17 protein-coding genes and 1 pseudogene are annotated in these 16,478 nt (G+C 68.4%); 8 read left to right on the top strand and 10 right to left on the bottom strand.

The features are described 5' to 3' along the window. The first annotated feature begins 1 nt into the window (after position 1). The 3 genes and pseudogenes from J7528_RS00505 to J7528_RS00495 form a co-directional block, all read left to right on the top strand. On the top strand, positions 2–148 hold the full coding sequence (locus J7528_RS00505; protein WP_291870258.1) for a hypothetical protein: 147 nt from the start codon (positions 2–4) through the stop codon (positions 146–148). A gap of 101 nt (positions 149–249) precedes the next feature. Then, positions 250–1,107: a hypothetical protein gene (locus J7528_RS00500; protein WP_291870256.1), complete on the top strand. Its 858-nt coding sequence runs from the start codon at positions 250–252 to the stop codon at positions 1,105–1,107. A gap of 23 nt (positions 1,108–1,130) precedes the next feature. After that, positions 1,131–1,287, top strand: a pseudogene (locus J7528_RS00495) (hypothetical protein); the annotation flags it as partial. A gap of 32 nt (positions 1,288–1,319) precedes the next feature. Here J7528_RS00495 and J7528_RS00490 read toward each other — a convergent pair. After that, complete coding sequence (locus J7528_RS00490; RefSeq protein ID WP_291870254.1) at positions 1,320–2,459, bottom strand: hypothetical protein; 1,140 nt, start codon at positions 2,457–2,459, stop codon at positions 1,320–1,322. Positions 2,460–2,556: 97 nt separating this feature from the next. Between J7528_RS00490 and J7528_RS00485 the strand changes: the two genes are divergently transcribed. After that, a complete protein-coding gene (locus tag J7528_RS00485; RefSeq protein ID WP_291870252.1) occupies positions 2,557–3,966 on the top strand; it encodes an MFS transporter in 1,410 nt (469 codons plus the stop codon). On the opposite strand, the gene J7528_RS00480 is transcribed toward J7528_RS00485, so the two are convergent. The 5 genes from J7528_RS00480 to J7528_RS00460 form a co-directional block, all read right to left on the bottom strand. Beyond that, a complete protein-coding gene (locus J7528_RS00480; protein WP_291870251.1) occupies positions 3,963–4,253 on the bottom strand; it encodes a UvrB/UvrC motif-containing protein in 291 nt (96 codons plus the stop codon). The two genes, J7528_RS00485 and J7528_RS00480, sit on opposite strands and share 4 nt — an antisense overlap. Before the next feature lie 46 nt (positions 4,254–4,299). After that, entirely contained in the window at positions 4,300–5,361 is a 1,062-nt protein-coding gene (locus J7528_RS00475; protein WP_291870249.1) for a Glu/Leu/Phe/Val dehydrogenase, read from the bottom strand. Between the two features lie 76 nt (positions 5,362–5,437). Further along, positions 5,438–6,481, bottom strand: a complete 1,044-nt coding sequence (locus J7528_RS00470; protein WP_291870247.1) for a lysophospholipase — start codon at positions 6,479–6,481, stop codon at positions 5,438–5,440. Continuing rightward, the gene (locus tag J7528_RS00465; protein WP_291870245.1) at positions 6,478–7,062 is read right to left on the bottom strand and encodes a uracil-DNA glycosylase family protein; all 585 of its coding nucleotides are present in this window, start codon (positions 7,060–7,062) and stop codon (positions 6,478–6,480) included. Before J7528_RS00465 ends, J7528_RS00470 begins: the two co-directional genes overlap by 4 nt. A 41-nt stretch (positions 7,063–7,103) precedes the next feature. Next, entirely contained in the window at positions 7,104–7,406 is a 303-nt protein-coding gene (locus J7528_RS00460; RefSeq protein WP_291870243.1) for a DUF3253 domain-containing protein, read from the bottom strand. A gap of 108 nt (positions 7,407–7,514) precedes the next feature. Here J7528_RS00460 and J7528_RS00455 point away from each other — a divergent pair, with 108 nt between their 5' ends. After that, complete coding sequence (locus J7528_RS00455) at positions 7,515–7,967, top strand: PaaI family thioesterase (protein ID WP_291870241.1); 453 nt, start codon at positions 7,515–7,517, stop codon at positions 7,965–7,967. Here the strand turns inward: J7528_RS00455 and J7528_RS00450 are convergent. The 4 genes from J7528_RS00450 to J7528_RS00435 all read right to left on the bottom strand — a co-directional run bounded on the left by J7528_RS00450 (position 7,964) and on the right by J7528_RS00435 (position 13,342). After that, on the bottom strand, positions 7,964–8,587 hold the full coding sequence (locus J7528_RS00450; protein ID WP_291870239.1) for a glutathione S-transferase: 624 nt from the start codon (positions 8,585–8,587) through the stop codon (positions 7,964–7,966). The two genes, J7528_RS00455 and J7528_RS00450, sit on opposite strands and share 4 nt — an antisense overlap. A 417-nt stretch (positions 8,588–9,004) precedes the next feature. After that, the gene (locus J7528_RS00445; protein WP_291871288.1) at positions 9,005–10,285 is read right to left on the bottom strand and encodes a nucleoside transporter C-terminal domain-containing protein; all 1,281 of its coding nucleotides are present in this window, start codon (positions 10,283–10,285) and stop codon (positions 9,005–9,007) included. 267 nt (positions 10,286–10,552) lie between these two features. Next, a complete protein-coding gene (locus J7528_RS00440; protein WP_291870237.1) occupies positions 10,553–11,152 on the bottom strand; it encodes an EF-hand domain-containing protein in 600 nt (199 codons plus the stop codon). 102 nt (positions 11,153–11,254) lie between these two features. After that, entirely contained in the window at positions 11,255–13,342 is a 2,088-nt protein-coding gene (locus J7528_RS00435; protein WP_291870235.1) for a S46 family peptidase, read from the bottom strand. A 160-nt stretch (positions 13,343–13,502) separates the two neighbouring features. Between J7528_RS00435 and J7528_RS00430 the strand changes: the two genes are divergently transcribed. Genes J7528_RS00430 through J7528_RS00420 form a run of 3 tightly spaced genes read left to right on the top strand, consistent with a single transcriptional unit; the run spans position 13,503 to position 16,478 of the window. Continuing rightward, complete coding sequence (locus J7528_RS00430; RefSeq protein WP_291870233.1) at positions 13,503–14,699, top strand: ABC transporter permease; 1,197 nt, start codon at positions 13,503–13,505, stop codon at positions 14,697–14,699. Continuing rightward, positions 14,696–15,448, top strand: a complete 753-nt coding sequence (locus tag J7528_RS00425; RefSeq protein WP_291870231.1) for an ABC transporter ATP-binding protein — start codon at positions 14,696–14,698, stop codon at positions 15,446–15,448. Before J7528_RS00430 ends, J7528_RS00425 begins: the two co-directional genes overlap by 4 nt. A 22-nt stretch (positions 15,449–15,470) precedes the next feature. Further along, positions 15,471–16,478, top strand: a complete 1,008-nt coding sequence (locus J7528_RS00420; protein WP_291870229.1) for an HlyD family efflux transporter periplasmic adaptor subunit — start codon at positions 15,471–15,473, stop codon at positions 16,476–16,478.

The following is a 16,478-nucleotide window of genomic DNA, read 5'->3' as shown; positions in this document are numbered from 1 at the left end:
CATGACCAGAGGCTTCCAGAACCAAGACCCGATGCAGAACGTCTGCTTCCCAAAGGCTGAGCCCAAACCTCAGCACGGCCAGAAGCCGGATCCAGCGTGCGTGAAGCTGAAGGAAAAACGGACCTTCGAGCCCAAGCCGGGCCACTAGCGCGCTGATCTTACTCGCGGTTCGGTTGTCACGCGAGCTGGCTATACATGTGCGCTAGGGACCGTTAACTTACGTTAGGGGATATGGGGAGCTGATCGAGCATGCGACGCCTTGCGCTCGTATGTCTGCTGACGACAACCGGCGTCGCGATCGTGGGATCGGCGACCGCGCTGTCGACTCGCGTCCCTGAGGAATTCAACCAGACCCTAACCCTGGCTGGCGGCCCCGAGGCCACGAGCCAGCCCGCCTATGTCGACGATCCGGACGCGCCGATCGCCACCGCTCGGTATGGCGGCGAGCGTTCGCGGGCCCCGTCGGTCGAAACCTATGCCACGCCGACGGCCGCCACGGTGGCGCTGGCGGGTGACCCAGCCGAGACCGCCCTGGCTGGCGCGCCTTCCGTCATCGCCGAGCAGGCCGCTCCGCTCCCGGCCCCCAAGACCATCCCCGCCAAGATCGAACCCGCCCGGCCCGCCGCCCGCATTCTGGCGGAAGCCCCCGCTCCGCGTCGCGCGCCCGTGCTGGCCCTGACCCGCGTCCACGAGATCCGCCCCTACGGCAAGGTCCTGAAGGTCGAGGTCAACGACCAGCCCCTGCCCTTCACGCCGCTGGGCCTGCAGTCCAATGCCGTGAAGCGCATCACCCTGACGGCCTCGAACATCATGTCCAAGACCCGCGCCTCGGCCGAGGACCTCAAGCGCGGCCGCTGGATGCTGTTCGCCGCCAGCTCGGGCAAGGCCTATGGCCTGAACCTGATCCGCGACACCATCGATGGCTGGCGCAACGCCGGCTACAGCGAAGAACGCGTGGCCCGCTTCGGCAGCCGCCAGGTCGGCCTGGGCTGGCGCAAGGACAACCGCCAGGTCTCGCTGACGGCGACGCGGCGGAAGCTGAACTCCATCGACTATTCCGACAAGGATACGGTCGTGGGGGTGACAGTTTCGGTGCGCGGGAAGTAGCGCCTACCTCCGGAAACCCGACTATCCCCGCGAAGGCGGGGATCCAAGCCGACTTTCCACAATCTCCGTCATTCCCGCCCTTGTGGCGGGAACCCCTCTATCCGCCGCAAGTGCGGAGGGCCGCTTGCATCTCACGTATCAGCTGAACCAGGGGTTCCCGCCACAAGGGCGGGAATGACGGTGGTGAGGTGCGTGATGAACGTCGATCCGCGCTACCCCTTCTTCACCGGCCACAGCCCATCCACCGGTCGCTTCAACACCTCCGCCGCCTTGGCGTGCAAACTCGCCGCCCCGAGCTTCCCCCCCTTGGCCGCCGCGATCGTCCAGGCCTCCAGATTACCCCCCGTCCGGTCGTAGCCGTCAGCCTTCAACAGGCCATACAGCCCCGCCGCTAGCACGTGCATGCCGTCATCGGCCTTCTCCCAACGGACGTGAGGCTCGACCGCAAAACCCAGGCGCTCGCTGACGATCTGCTCCAGCGCCTCGACCATGTCCTCGTTCAGCAGGCCTTCCAGGCTGTTGTAGCCGAAGGACGGATCGTGCTCGGCGACGATCTTCTTGAGCAGGGCGTCCTGCTCCAGCACCACCAAGGCCGCCTTGGCGGCGGGGCCGTCCATCGGGAACGGCGGGTGCAGCACCTCGTGAGCGGCGTTGCGCAGCACGATCTCGTCAGGCCAGGCGATGCCGGTGATGAAGCGTTGGCCCTGTACGCGGATGCCGTGGGGCTTGTTGAACCACAGCAGGACGATCTCCAGCGAGGCGTCCAGCGGCCGGCCCAGCAGACGCTCCTGCTCGGCGATCACGTCATAGCCGGCCAGCTTCTGGCGCAGGGCCGGCAGGCGGGTCTCGGCGGTCGGCGCCAGCATCTTTTGGCGTAGCTCGACGAAACCCGCTTGGCGCAGGCCGTCCAGCACGAGCCGGATGCGCGGCCGGCGGGCGATGAACTGGTCCCAGTCCTTCTGGTCCCAATAGGCGCTGGCCTTGTAGGGCGGCAGGATCGCGGTCTCGGCCGCGTCCAGGGCGGCGATCACCGCGTCCAGGGTGTCGAGCCAGGCGCCCGACATCAGGGTGCACAGGCCCGGTCCAAGGAGCTGGTTTTCCTTGTCGGCCTCGGCCTGCAGGCTGGCCATGGCCTCCATGGCGGCCTTGGGCATGCGCGGCAGGACCTGCGCCAGCTCGTCCTTGTAGTAGCGGGCGTAGAAGTCCTTGCCCGACAGCGGGCCCAGGAAGCACAGGGCGTCGAAGCCCTCCGACAGGCTGACCGTCCACTGGGTGCGGATCGCGGCGAAGGCCGGAGAAGCGGAGACGGCTGCCAAGGCGGCGGCGGTGAGGAAGAGTTGACGGCGGTTCATGGACCGGACCTTCGCCATGCCCGGCTGTTTCGGTCTTGAAAGGATGTGACCGCTCAGCGTCTGGACCCTCGCCGTCCACAGGCGTAAAGCGCCCTTCGTGTCCGATCAGCCTCCCTCCCCGCTCGCCACCCGCCTGATCTCGATCGCGGTGGCCAGCGCGCTCCTGATGGAGTTCATCGACTCCACGGCCCTGTCGACCGCTCTGCCGACGCTTTCCAGAGCCTTCGCGGTCGACCCGATCCACCTGAAGCTGGCTTTGACCTCCTACATTCTGGCCCTGGCGGTGTTCACGCCAGCCAGCGGCTGGGCGGCCGAGCGGTTCGGCGCGCGGCGGGTGTTCCTCAGCGCCATGGTCGTCTTCCTGCTGGGCTCGGCGCTTTGCGGCCTGTCCAGAAGCCTGGAGGCCCTGGTGGTCTCGCGGATCCTGCAGGGGATCGGCGGGGCGATGATGACGCCGGTGGCGAGGCTGATCGTGGTCGGGGCCACGCCCAAGGACAAGCTGCTGACCGCCATGGGCTGGTTCACCATGCCCGCCCTGGTCGGCCCCCTCATCGGTCCGCCGATCGCCGGCCTGGTGCTCAGCGTCGCCGACTGGCCGTGGATCTTCTACATCAACCTGCCCGTCGGCCTGCTGGGCATGACCGCCGTGATGCGCTTCGTGCCCAAGAGCGAGCCGCGCAAGGATCTGGGCCGCTTCGACACCCCCGGCTTCATCCTGTCGGCCCTGGCGATCAGCGGTCTGGTGGTCGTGGCCGAGACCTCGGGCGTCAACCTGCTGCCGCCTTGGGCGCAGATCGGATTGCTGGTCCTGTCCGTGGCTTGCGGCGCCATCTACCTGCGGATCGCCAAGCGCACCGGCCGGCCGATCCTCGACCTGACCCTGCTGCGCTATCCCACCTATCGCGCCAGTCTGCTGGGCGGGACGCTGGTTCGGTTAGGCATCGGGGCCAGTCCGTTCCTGATGCCGCTGCTGCTGCAGGTCGCCCTGGGCTGGAGCCCGCTGCGGGCCAGTTTCGTCACCCTGGCCACCGGCGTCGGGGTGCTGGTCGCCCGGCCGTTCGCGGCGGCGGGCCTGAAGCGGTTCGGCTTCCGCACCTCGCTGATGGTGTTCGTCAGCCTGACGGCGCTGTTCACGGCCGCGCCCGGCTTCTTCGGACCCGCAACGCCCATGTGGCTGATGATGGCCGCCCTGACCCTGGGCGGGTTCTGCCGCTCGAACCAGTTCATCGCCGCCAACACCATCGCCTATGCCGACGTGCCGGAAACCTCGACAGCGGCGGCCTCGACCTTGGCGGCGGTCTCCCAGCAGGTCGGCTTGGCCCTGGGCGTCAGCTTCGGCGGCATGATGCTGCACTGGGCGCGCGGCGCGGACGGCGCCCTGACGCCCGACCGGTTCACCATGCCGTTCGTGGCCATCGGCGTGGTGACCCTGCTGGCCCTGCCGGTCTATCTGGCCTTGGACAAGGACGCCGGCTCGGCGATCAGCGGGCGCAAGCGGCCAGTCTAGGCCTTGCTGCGCCGGCCGCCGCGCGAATGATTGGCGGTCATCGGATCAGGCTTCTTCGGCGGGACCCAGCCTTCTGGCCGACGCGGAACGGGCTGGTCGGTGCCAAGGCCCATCTTGCCGGGCGTCTGGCGCTGGAAGTACGAGGCCTGGGGCTGCCCCTCGACGTCGCGCACCATGGCGCTGTGCTGGATGCCTTCGATCTCGACCCGCAGCTTGCCGGCGGTCTCGAAATCCTGAGCGGCGACAGCCTCCGCCAACTGCTCTTTCAGTTCGTCGAGATGCGACATGGACGCCTCCGTGGGACCTGCCCACGGAGAACGTCCGAAGTCGGATTTAGCCCCGTGCGGCAGCGATGCGGGCGCGGGCGATCTCGTCGGCGACCAGGTTGGCCGGACGCTTTTCGCTGATGGACTGGTCGATGACCTCGGCCAGGGTCTGGGCCAGGCGGTCCAGCTTGCCGGCCACCCAGTCGCCATCGAAGGCGCCGCCGGCTTCCAGGCCGCGGATCTCGGCGGCCACGTTGATGATGCCGCCGCCGTTGATGACGTAGTCGGGGGCATAGAGGATGCCGCGATCGAACACGGTCTGGCCGATCATGGCGTCGGCCAGCTGGTTGTTGGCGCCGCCGGCGATCACCTTGACCTTCAGGCGTGGCAGGGTCGTTGCCGAGATCGCGCCGCCCAGCGCGCAAGGGGCGAAGACGTCGGCCTCGACGTCGAAGATGGCGTCGGCCGGGACGATCGTCGCGCCGGTCTTGGCGGCGACCTCGTTCAGGGCCTGCTGGTTCACGTCGGCGATGGTCAGGACCGCGCCGGCGGCGTGCAGCTTCTCGGCCAGATAGGCGCCGACATGGCCCACGCCCTGGATAGCGACGTGGACACCCTTGAGATCACGCTTCAGAGCGCGCTCGACACACAGGCGCACACCCCGGAACACGCCCTCGGCGGTGACCGGCGACGGATCGCCCGAGGCGGCCGCGTGGCCTTCCAGGCCAGCGACGAAGCGGGTGGTCTTGCGGGTGCTTTCTAGGTCGGCCGGCGAGACGCCGACGTCTTCAGCGGTCCAGTACTTGCCGCCCAGGCTGTCGACGGCGCGGCCGAAGGCCTCGAACAGCTCCGGCGTCTTCTGGCTGCGGCTGTCGCCGATGATCACGGCCTTGCCGCCGCCCAGGTCGAGCTCGGCCATGGCGTTCTTGTACGACATGCCGCGCGACAGGCGCAGAGCGTCGGTCAGGGCCGCGTCGCTGCTGGAGTAGTCCCACATCCGGCAACCGCCGGCGGCCGGGCCGCGCGCGGTCGAGTGGATCGCGACAATCGACTTCAGACCAGTTTTTTCATCGAAGAAAGCGTGGACGCCTTCGTGTCCCTCGAAATCGGGGGAATCGAACAAGGTCATGCTGTCGGTCTCGCCTCAGCTAGAATGAACGTGGCGGCGGTGTACGCCCCCTCGCCGCGCCCTACAACCCTCAACGCTACCGCTGCGACGACTTGCGTTTCTTGGGCTTCGGCGGGTCCAACGCTGTCATCGCCGCCACGCTGGAAGGAATGGGCGGCGCGCCCGACGGCGGCCAAGGCCCGGGGGCGTCGCGCAGGAAGGCCTCGGCGTCGCCCCAGACGTTCACGGCCTGCTTGTCGACCAGCAGCAGGTGGTAGCCTTTGGCGTAGTAGGCGGTACGTGCGCCAGGCCGCAGCCGGCCCACCGCCTCGACCGTCGGCTCGCGCGGAATGACCTTGTCGTTGGCGCCGTAGAACCAGGCGGTCGGAACCTTGATGTCGCCGGTCGACTTCCAGGCCCGCTCCATCAGCCCGACCAGGCCGTAGATGGTGTCGGACCGCGCGCCCCAGATCATCAGCGGGTCGCGGCCCATGCGGCGCAGCTCGTCGATGTTGTCGGACGCCATGATGTCCTTGACCAGCCAGTCCGGCGGCTTGACCACCCAGCTGCCTGTGGCGTGAGCGGTGATCCACAGGCTGAGCCGATTGGGCAGCGGCTGGTTCGACCAGCCCCAGACGGCCGGCGCGAACAGCATCAGCTTGTCGACCGGCGGCGGATTGTCCGAGGCCATGGCGCTGATCGCCAGACCACCGCCCATGCTGATCCCGGCCAGGGCGACCTTGGCGTTCGGATGCCGCTCGCGCACCGCCGTGATCAGCGCCCGCACATCGTCCAGCACCAGGTCGGCCGGCGCCCAGACGCCACGCTCGGGCGAGCGGCCAAAGCCCCGGACGTCCAGGGCATAGGTCGCGATCCCCCTGCCCGCCCACCAGCCGGCCGCCAGGTGGAAGGCGTTGGCGTAGTCGTTCATGCCGTGCAGGCCGACAATCACCCAGTCAGGCTCGCTGGCCGGCAGCCAGCGCATCAGGCCCAGCTTGGCCCCGTCGAAACTCACGAAACCGTCGTCGGTGATCCGAGGCCCGCGAAAGCCCAAAGCAGCCAGGTCCGGCCTCTGCCGGAGCGGCGCGCAGCCGGCGAGGACGGCGGCCGAGGCGGTCAGGATCAAGGCGCGGCGGTTCATGCCGAGAGAATGTCCGCGACACGTTGGCGAAGGAAGGGCACGACCTCGGCCTCGAACCACGGATTGCGCTTCAGCCAGCCGGTGTTGCGCCATGACGGATGCGGCATCGGCAGGACATTCGGCCCGAATTCGCGCCAGCGGGCGATGGTCTCGGTCATGGTCCTGCTGGTGCGGCCCGGCAGCGCCCAATCCTGGGCGTAGCTGCCGACCAGCAGGGTCAGCTCGACATTGGGCAGCTGCGCGAGCAACGGCGCCCGCCACATCGCCGCGCAGCGCGGCGGCGGCGGATAGTCACCGCCCTTCGGATTAGTGCCCGGAAAGCAGAAGGCCATGGCCGCCACGCCGATCTCGGGCCGGCCGTAGAAGGTCTCACGATCGATCCCCATCCACTGGCGCAGGCGATTGCCGGACGGATCGTTGAACGGCAGGCCGGTCTCGTGGACTAAGCGCCCGGGCGCCTGGCCGGCGATCAGGATCCTGGTCTCCTCACGCACCCGCGTCACCGGCCGGGGCACATGCGGCAGATACGGCGCGCAGGCCCGGCAGGCGGCGATGTCGGAGAGGATCGTGTCGAGCGGCATCGGCGAGGATTTAGGCGCGCCTCGCCAAAACCCAAGCTCGACTAGTCTTCGTCGCCGTCGATCTCGGCCTCGGGGGTTTCCTCGAACGAGGTCGGATCGCCTTCCAAGCGCGTACGGATGCGATAGACGCCGCGGAATTTCTCGGGGTTCACCGGCTTGTTGTGGCGCAGGATCACCACCTTGCCCTCGCGGGCCAGCTCGATGGCGTTGGTGCGCACGTGGCCCAGGATCTGCTGCCAGCGCTCGGGCTGGATCGCCTTGGCGACGTTCATCGGGTCGATCGACTTGCCCTCGGCCAGCGGGGCCAGCATGGACAGGATCGTGTCTTGGATCGGGGAGGTCATGAGCGCTCCCTTGCCACGGATTGTCAGCAGAGGCGAGACCGAGCGCTTGCGCCTCACTCCGCGCCCTTCTAACTGAACATCGATAAGAACAAGCGGAGGGAGCAGGTCATGGACGGTGGCGCCGACATCTGGAGCGGTCCCAAGCTGGTCGAAGACGGCGAATGGGCCGGCTGGCGCACCTGGACCGGCATGGACCCGTTCGAAGACCGCGCTGGCCCCTTCTACTTCCGGGAGGCGGACGACGGCCGCATCACCGCCGCCTTCCGCGCCGAGGCCCACCACATGAACGGCGGCGGCTTCATGCACGGCGGCTGCATGATGACCTTCGCCGACTACTCCCTGTTCGCGATCGGCTGGCGCGCCCTGGAAGACAGCCGCGCGGTGACCGTCAGCCTCAATGGCGAGTTCATCGGCCCCGCCCGCCCCGGCGACCTGGTCACCTCGACCGGCGAAGTGATCAAGGCCGGCGGCTCGCTGATCTTCATCCGCGGCCTGATCTCGACCGGCAGCGGGCCGATGCTGAACTTCTCGGGCGTGGTGAAGAAGATCAGGGCGCGCTAGGCCGCCATCCCCGCCTTCGCCGCCGGACGCGCCAGCATCGCGTCGAACCAGCGGTTCACCTGGACTAGCTGAGGATCCGGCCGCCACTTGATCATGCGGCCAAAGTCGATGCTGGCCACGGCCACCACGTCGGCGATGGTCACGCGATCCGTGGCGATGAAGGCGCTCTCGGCCAGGCGGCGATCCAGCATCTTCAGGCTGCGCATCGCCCCGCCCAGATTGTAGGCCGCCACCTCGGGGATCTGCGCCTCCAGCGCCGCCATGCCCGGATGGCTGTGGCGCACGCCCTGCATGATCGGCGTAGCGACCATCAGTTCGGTGCGCCGCAGCCACATCTCGATGATCGCCGTCTCCTTCGGATCGCGCCCGAACAGGTTCGGCTCGGGATAGACGCTCTCCAGGTAGCGGCAGATGGCGACGGACTCGGTGATCACCGTCCCGTCGTCCAGCTCCAGCGCCGGCATGTGCGCGAGCCCGGCCTTGGCCTTGTACTCCGGCGACTTGTGCTCGCCGCTCATGATCGACAGCGTGACGATCTCGACGTCGTCGATCCCCTTCTCGGCCATGAACCAGCGGACACGCCGGGGATTGGGCGCGCGGAGGCAGTCATAGAGTTTCATACGGTTTCCTCCCGTTGCCGGCAGGATGAGCGCTTTCCGTCACGGAACAAAAGCCCTTCCCCCTTGATGGGGGAAGGGTTGGGATGGGGGTGACTGCTGAATGGCCGCCGCGACGCGCGGGTCTTGGGCGGATCGAAATTCAGCTTTGAGCCCCCAAACCCGATCATCCCCGCGAAGGCGGGGATCCAAGCTGATTTTCAGGATGAGGCTAGGCCGAGCTACGACCCTCTGACTCGGCTTGGATCCCCGCCTTCGCGGGGACGATCGGTGAGGGGATAGAGAGGCTTGTGAATCTTGCGCGCTTGACCGCGCCGGGTGCGTGCCGAGGTCTTGGAGTTCCTTCGGACACGCTGTCACCCCATCCCCAACCCTTCCCCATCAAAGGGGAAGGGAGAGAATGAAGCAACCAATCGTTGATTACAGCCCGAACAGCGCTCGCGGCATCAGGCCGATCAGCGAGCCGGTGAGGCAGGTGGCCAGGAAGCCGGCCATCATCGCCTTCCAGACCAGGCTCAGCACCTCGGCGCGGCGTTGCGGCACCAGGACCGAGAAGCCGGCCACGTTCATGCCGACCGAGCCGATGTTGGCGAAGCCGCACAAGGCATAGGTCATGATCATGCGGGTGCGCTCGTCCAGCGTGGTCGCGCCGATCTTGGCCATCTGGATGAAGGCGGTGAACTCGGTGAGGATCAGCTTGACGCCCAGCAGGCCGCCGGCGGTGCCGGCTTCCTTCCACGGCACGCCCATCGACCAGGCCAGGGGCGCGAAGACCACGCCCAGGCCGCGCGCGATGCTCAGCGGCTGGCCGCCGACCGGGGGCATGACGCCCAGGATCTTGTCGACCATGGTGGCCAGGGCCACGAAGACGATCAGGGTCGCGCCGACGTTCAGCGCGATCTGCAGGCCATCGGTGGTGCCCTTCATGACGGCGTCGATCGAGCTGCCGTAGGTCTTGTCCTCGACCGAGAGATCCAGGTCGCCGCCCTTCTCCATCGGGTCGGACGGGACGATGATACGGGCCAGCAGCACGCCGGCCGGGGCCGAGATGATCGAGGCCGTCAGCACGTGGGCGGCGGCGTTGGGCAGAACGCCGGCCAGGATGGTGGCGTAGGCGACCATGGTCGAGCCCGAGACGCAGGCCATGCCGACCGCGATCAGCATGAAGAGCTCCGAGCGCGACAGCTTGTCGAGATAGGCGCGGATGAAGATCGGGCCTTCGATCTGGCCCATGAAGATGGTGGCGGCGGTGGCCAGGGCCGGCGGGCCGCGCAGGCCCAGCGTCTTCTGGAACAGGAAGCCGAAGCCCTGGGCCAGCCACTTCAGGATCTTCCAGTGCCACAGCAGCGCCGACAGCGCGCAGACCACCAGGATCACCGGCATGACGCGGAAGGCGAAGATGAAGCCCGCGCCCGGATTGCTGACCGGATACGGCTGATCGCCGCCCGCCAGGAAGCCGAACACGAAGGCGGTGCCGGCCTGAGTCGAGCTGGCCAGGCCCTCGACGGCGCCGTTGACGCCTTGCAGCAGCTGGCGCGCCTGCGGCAGGCCGAACAGCACCACCACCAGCAGGACTTGAACGACGAGGGCGGCGATCGCCAGAACCCACGGGAATCGCTTGCGATTCTCGGAAACGAGCCAGCAGAGGCCCAGGGTGAGCGCCAAACCCGCCAGGGCCTGAACGTTCTCAGGACGGAACATCAAGACGAAGACCTTACTCAAGTGGCGCGCGCCCCCGCGACGCCGGCCAAGGGCGAAGAATGACACCAAGTCAGCGGTCGCACGCAAGCGCCTTGCGTAAGGTTTGGTTAAGGAAGGCGTCGATTGCCTAAGTCAGAAGCCTATTACCAACAGATCCTGTCATCCCGGCCGAAGCGGAGCGTAGAGCCGGGACCGCCGCAAACACGGAGCGTCCGGCGGTCCCGGCTCGGCGCGCTACGCGCTTGGCCGGGATGACAGCATGGGGCGTTACGCCGTCACACTCGCCCCACTACCGGCGCTCGAGGAACTGGAAGAGCTGCTCGACGCCTCGGTCCCCTCGCTAGGCGGCGGTCCAGGCAGCGGGCCGCGCATGGCGTGGGTCGCCTGGTTGGCGGCGGCGCTGGAGATCGCGCTGGAGATCTCCTCGGTCGACAGGCTGCCGTCGCCATCGCTGTCGAGGGCCGAGACGATGTCCGACGCCATCTTGTCCTCCAGCCCCTGCCCTTTGACCGCGTCGGGCGCATTGGCGGCCAGGGCGGTAGAGATCTCGCTGGCGGTCAGCAGGCCGTCGCCGTCCGCGTCGCCAGCCGACATCACCGAGCTGGCGACATCGTCGACCGACTGGGTCGACAGCAGCGAGCTCAAGGTATCGCCGCCGAAATGTCCGCTCGGGCCGCCGCCGCCGCGCATGGGCGGCGTGCCACGATGCTCACCACCCGAGCCCTGCACATTTTGCCCGATAGACTGGAATTCGGCCTGCGACAGCTGCCCATCGCCGTCGGCGTCGGCGGTCTTGAACATCTCCGCCTGCTGGAGCTGGCGCAGCTGGGCCCAGTTTGTAGAGGACGCAGCGCTTGTGACGCTCATATCGCTCTCCCGTTGTTGAAGGCGCCGAGAAGCCGGCGCACGGGAGACGCAGCCAAAAATGTTCCAGCTTTCCGCGTGTTACACGGCCGAAACGAAGCGCCCTTAGCGCCCGGTCAGCTCGCTGACCAGGTCGCCGCGCTCATACACCTTGTCCAGCGCCTGCAGGATCGCCGGAGCCGAGAGCGAGACGGTCCGGTTCGTGGCGCCGTCATAGCCATAGGCCCCGCCCAGCGAGGGCAGGTTGCCGTCGAACGCCACGCCGATCAGGCGCCCCTTGGCGTCCAGCACCGGCGAGCCCGAATTGCCCCCGATGATGTCGTTGGTGCTGGTGAAGTCGAAGACGGTGTCGCCCTTCAGCCGATCCTTGGCCTCCAGCCAGCGCGGCGCGGCGGCGAAGGGCTCGGCGCCGGTCACCCGGTCGTAGAAACCGGCGAAGGTCGTCGTGGCCGCGATCGCCCTGCCCCGCTCTTCCCAGCCGGCGACCTTGCCGTAGGACAGCCGCAGCGAGAACGTCGCATCGGGATAGACGCTGTCGCCCAGCACGGCGAAGCGGGCCTTGGCGATCTTCTCGGCGGCGATGTCGGTCGGGCCAGAGACCTGGGACTCGTAGGCGGCGCGGGCCTCGCGGGCCACCGGGTCGGTGCGCAGGATGAAGCGGATCAGCGGATCCTCGGAAGCCTGCACCGCCGCCAGGCCACCCTTCCACAGAGCCATCCGCATGTCGGGATCGCCAAAGTCCGTCTTGGCCAGGGCCTCGGCGACAGCTTCCGGGCTCTCGCGGCCCAGCAGCGCCTTCACCGGCGCGGAGTCGACGCCCAGGGACTCGCGGGTCTTGAGCAGCCAGTGCTCCAGATAGATCCGCTCCAGCGCCGGATCGGCCGGCGGCGTGTCGGCCAGCTTGCGCTCGATCAGCGGCAGCCTAGCGTCGACATATTCGGGCAGGCGCTCGGCCTCGGGCTTCTCGCGCTCCACGGCGGCGCGCACCAGCAGGCGGGCATAGTAGTAGAGCTCCGAACCGAGGCCCGCGCCGCTTTCCAGCATCCGCCAGGGGACGAACAGCTCGGCGGCGGCGTGTTGGGCCTGCGCGATTTCGTCCCAGGCCGCGCCGGTCTGCGCCGCCAGCGCCGGATCGGCCGCGACCTTGGCGCGCAGGGCGTCTTCGTCGGCGCGCTTGGCCGCCATGAAGGCCTTGTCGTTCAGCGCCGCCTGCTTGCCCACGCCCAGCTTGTAGCTGTTCTGCACCCAGGCCAGGGCCTGGGCGGCGATGCGAGCCTCGCCGGTCCCCTCCCGGCCAAACTGGATCAGCCGCCCGCGCACCTCGGCCCGCTGCAGCTGGGTCACCGGCAGGACGAGGTCGCGCTGCGTCTCCAGCTGGGCCACGGTGAGCTGGCGCTCCGTCGAGCCTGGGCTGCCAACGACGAAGGTCGGCTCGCCCTCCACCGGCGGCGCGTCGCGCCACTCCAGGTGGCTGCGCGTCGAGGCCGGCTTGCCGTCGACATACAGCCGCACGAAGGCGACATCGAAGGCGTAGCGCGGGAAGTTGAAGTTGTCGGGATCGCCGCCGAACGCCGACGCGGCGATCTCGGGCGCGAAGACCAGCCGCACGTCGCTGTAGCGGCGGTACTTGTAGACCTTGTACTGCCCGCCCCGGAAGAAGCCGATCGCCTGGCAGCGCAGGGTCTGGTCCATGCCGCAGGCGGCCAGTTCGGCCACCGCCATGGCCCCGTCGCGGACCCGCAGGAAGTCGCGCCCGGACTTGCCCACCACGGCGGCCCGCACCTGGTCGGTGACGTCGATGATGGTCAGCAGCACCTCGGCCTGGACGCCGGCGCACTTGCGCTCCTCGTCGCGGCCGTCGGTCAGGAAGCCGTCCCGGGCGTAGTCCTCATCTTCCTGCGTCGACAGCACCTGGGCGCAGTCGGCGACGCAGTGGCTGTTGGTGATCGCCAGCCCCTGGCCGCTGACCAGCCCCGCCGAGCAGCCGTTGGTCAGCCGCACCGCCGAGGCCTGGGCGGCGTCCAGCCAGGCCGGATCCAGGGTCACGCCCGTGGCGGCCTTGATACGCTCCACCGGGATCTTGTCGAAGGTCCACATGCCCTCGTCGGCGCGTACAGGCGCCGACGCGGCGAACGCCAGCGCCAGGCCGGAAGCCGCGCGAAAGATCGTGAAGGGGTGGCCTGATCGCTGCACTGAAGGAGTCGCTTAGCCCCGACGACGGCGCCCAGCCAGCCCGTTCCGCTCGCCGCGCGAATATTTCACATCGGAAATGCGCCTTACCCCGATTTAACTTGGCCGTCTGGCGATCGACGGTCATTGCTGCAACCAACGGTTTGGGGGAGCAAGAGTCGGAATGTCGTTGGCCTTGGCCACTCTTCTCTATGAGTGGCGACGTTACATGGCGGCCGTTGTCGCCCTGGCCTTTTCGGGCCTGCTCATCTTGGCCCAGGTCGGCATCTTCGTCGGCATCGGCAAGGGCTTCACCGCCCAGATCGACCGCGCCCGCGCCGACATCATGGTGCTGGGTCCGGGCGCCAAGGCCCTGTTCGGCGGCCCGTCCGGCCTGCCGCGCCGCATGATCCCGCTGGTCTACAGCCATCCCGAGGTCACCCAGGTGGCCCCGCTGGACGGCTCGGGCGGCCGCTTCCAGAACATCCTCAGCCCCGAGGAGCAGGCCAAGGAAGAAGCCCGCGCCAAGCGCGCCGGCAAGGGCAAGCCCGGCGGCTCGGCCCGCAAGAGCGAGTTCGTCAACGTCACGGTGATCGACGCCATCCCCGGCTACGTCACCGTGCCCACCGACTACACCCAGTCGATGATCGAGGCCCTGCGCCGCCCCTACGCTATCGCGGTGGACGAGACGGCGCTCAAGCGCCTGGGCGTCAAGAAGGGCGACAAGGCGCTGTACAACGGCAAGACCGTCTATGTCGCCGTCGTCACCAAGGGCTATCCCAACATCATCCAGCCCACCCTGGTCATGTCGCGCGACACCCTGCGCATGCTGGGCGAGGCCGACACCGGCCAGCGCGTCGGCCCGCTGATGGTCGAGATCCAGGACCCCTCGCGCGCCGAGATCGTCGTGGCCCAGCTGAACAAGAAGGCAGACGGCAAGTTCCGCGCCTGGACCCGCCAGGAACTGGCCGACGCCAATTCCGGGGCCATGCTGGACGACCAGATCATCGGCATCATCCTGGGCTTCTCGGCCTTCCTGGGCCTGCTGATCGGCGTGATCATCACTTGGCAGACCCTGCGCGGCGCGATCATGGCCAACATCAAGGAGTTCGCCTCCTTGCGCGCCCTGGGCGTGTCGATGGGCGACCTGCGCAACATCGTCATGGAGCTCTCCTTCTGGGTCGGCGTCGTCGGCGTGGTCGCCGCGGGCCTGCTGACCTGGCTGGTGTCGCTGATCGCGGTGGCCGGCGGCGTGCCGATGTATTTCCCACCGACCCTGATCATCATCGTCGCCGTCTTCCTGGTGGTGATCGCCATGGTGTCGGGCTTCCTGTCGCTGGGCATCCTCAAGAACAGCCAACCTGCGGATCTTCTGCGATGAGCGGCACCAACAACGCCCACAAGCGCGGCGAGACCGCCCTCGAGGCCAAGGGCATCGTCAAGCGGTTCAAGACCGGCCGCACCTTCATCGAGGTGCTCAAGGGCGTGGACTTCGACGCCAAGCACGGCGACGTGACCATGGTCATGGGCCCCTCGGGCTCGGGCAAGTCGACCCTGGTCGCCGCCCTGTCCGGCCTGCTCAAGCCCGACGCGGGCCACGTGGCGGCGCTGGAGGCCGACGACCTGTGGTCGCTGTCGCGCGGCAAGATCGACAAGTTCCGCCTCGACCACTGCGGCTTCATCTTCCAGGGCTTCAACCTGTTCCCGGCCCTGTCGGCCAAGCAGCAGGTGATGACCGCGCTGAAGTACCAGGGCGTCGGCAAGGGCGAGGCCGCCCGACGCGCCCAGGCGGCGCTGGAGTCGGTAGGCCTGGGCGCCCGCGTCAACCAGCGCCCGTCCGAACTCTCCGGCGGCGAGAAGCAGCGCGTGGCCATCGCCCGCGCCCTGGCCAAGAATCCCAACCTGCTGTTCGCCGACGAGCCGACCTCGGCCCTCGACGGCGAGAACGGCCAGATCGTCATCCGCCTGCTGCGCGAGGCGGCTTCCGTCCGCGGCGCGGCGGTGATCTGCGTGACCCACGACCCGCGGCTCGAGGCCTATGCCGACCGCGTCATCCACATCGAAGACGGCCGGATCCTGGACGACGTGCGCCGCACGCCCGACGCCAATCCCGCGCCGCTCAGCCACTGATTTCCTGGGGGAATTTTAGACCATGCCCGCGTTTCTGCGCCGCCCCGCCTTCTGGATCGTCATCGTCGTCGTCGCGCTGCTCGGCGGCGGGTTCTTCTACATGAAGGGCCAGGCGGCCGAGAAGAAGAAGCAGCTCGAAGCCGCCGCCGCTCAAGAAGAGCCCTCCCCCTACGCCGCCATCGCCCAGGGCAAGGCCGACGTCGAGGGCGGCGTGATCCAGGTGGCCGCGCGCCGCCAGGGCATCGTCCGCGAGGTCTATGTCCAGGAAGGCGACATCGTGAAGGCCGGCCAGCCTCTGGCCAAGCAGGAGGACGACGACGTCCGCCTGGCCTCTCAGACCGCCGCCGCCGCCCTGGCCTCGGCCAAGGCCCAGCTGCAGCTGTTCCAGGTGCAGCTGCGCACCGCCCAGCGCGAATATAACCGCCTGCAGAACCTGTCGGCCTCGAACTTCGTCGCCGGCCAGCGCCTGGACGCTGCCCGCGACCAGATTGCCTCGGCCCAGGCCAATATCGGCGCCCAGCAGGCCGCCATCGGCGTGGCCTCGGCCCAGGTCGCCCAGGCCCAGTACAACCAGGAACTGACGATCATCCGCGCCCCGGCCGACGGCCGCATCGCCCGCCGCCAGGCCAATCCGGGCGCCGGCGCCTCGACCCTGAACGTCACGGCCATGTTCGACCTCGAGCCCAACACCCAGCGCATCGCCCGCGCCGAGATCGTCGAGGCCGACATCCCCAACGTAACCATCGGCCAAGAGGTCGAGATCCAGCCGGAAGGCAATCCCGACAAGACCTACACCGGCAAGGTCCTGCGCCGCGCCGCCGTCTTCGGCGCCCGCAAACTGGCCTCCGACGACCCCAGCCAGCGCAGCGACGAACGCGTCGTCGAGGTGGTGGTCAGCGCGGACGGGGCGCCGCTGCTGGTGGGCCAGCGGGTGCTGGTGAAGTTCATGAAGCCCGGCCAGAAGGCTGGGGTGAAGCGGGATAAGCCTGCGGCCCCGGTGGCTGGGGGGATGACGAAGAAGAAGGCGTAG

This window comes from Caulobacter sp., assembly GCF_017744445.1.
GTDB lineage: Bacteria > Pseudomonadota > Alphaproteobacteria > Caulobacterales > Caulobacteraceae > Caulobacter.
The sequence above is the reverse complement of the archived record's forward strand: the minus strand, read 5'-3'. Positions and strand labels throughout refer to the sequence as shown.

Bases quoted from the DNA above. Each gene is read 5' to 3' on its own strand.
- J7528_RS00480 (WP_291870251.1), bottom strand. From the start codon at position 4,253: ATGTCGCATCTCGACGAACTGAAAGAGCAGTTGGCGGAGGCTGTCGCC.
- J7528_RS00505 (WP_291870258.1), top strand. From the start codon at position 2: ATGACCAGAGGCTTCCAGAACCAAGACCCGATGCAGAACGTCTGCTTC.
- J7528_RS00425 (WP_291870231.1), top strand. From the start codon at position 14,696: ATGAGCGGCACCAACAACGCCCACAAGCGCGGCGAGACCGCCCTCGAG.
- J7528_RS00465 (WP_291870245.1), bottom strand. From the start codon at position 7,062: ATGCCGCTCGACACGATCCTCTCCGACATCGCCGCCTGCCGGGCCTGC.
- J7528_RS00490 (WP_291870254.1), bottom strand. From the start codon at position 2,459: ATGAACCGCCGTCAACTCTTCCTCACCGCCGCCGCCTTGGCAGCCGTC.
- J7528_RS00500 (WP_291870256.1), top strand. From the start codon at position 250: ATGCGACGCCTTGCGCTCGTATGTCTGCTGACGACAACCGGCGTCGCG.
- J7528_RS00445 (WP_291871288.1), bottom strand. From the start codon at position 10,285: ATGTTCCGTCCTGAGAACGTTCAGGCCCTGGCGGGTTTGGCGCTCACC.
- J7528_RS00440 (WP_291870237.1), bottom strand. From the start codon at position 11,152: ATGAGCGTCACAAGCGCTGCGTCCTCTACAAACTGGGCCCAGCTGCGC.
- J7528_RS00430 (WP_291870233.1), top strand. From the start codon at position 13,503: ATGTCGTTGGCCTTGGCCACTCTTCTCTATGAGTGGCGACGTTACATG.
- J7528_RS00455 (WP_291870241.1), top strand. From the start codon at position 7,515: ATGGACGGTGGCGCCGACATCTGGAGCGGTCCCAAGCTGGTCGAAGAC.
- J7528_RS00470 (WP_291870247.1), bottom strand. From the start codon at position 6,481: ATGAACCGCCGCGCCTTGATCCTGACCGCCTCGGCCGCCGTCCTCGCC.
- J7528_RS00450 (WP_291870239.1), bottom strand. From the start codon at position 8,587: ATGAAACTCTATGACTGCCTCCGCGCGCCCAATCCCCGGCGTGTCCGC.
- J7528_RS00475 (WP_291870249.1), bottom strand. From the start codon at position 5,361: ATGACCTTGTTCGATTCCCCCGATTTCGAGGGACACGAAGGCGTCCAC.
- J7528_RS00420 (WP_291870229.1), top strand. From the start codon at position 15,471: ATGCCCGCGTTTCTGCGCCGCCCCGCCTTCTGGATCGTCATCGTCGTC.
- J7528_RS00460 (WP_291870243.1), bottom strand. From the start codon at position 7,406: ATGACCTCCCCGATCCAAGACACGATCCTGTCCATGCTGGCCCCGCTG.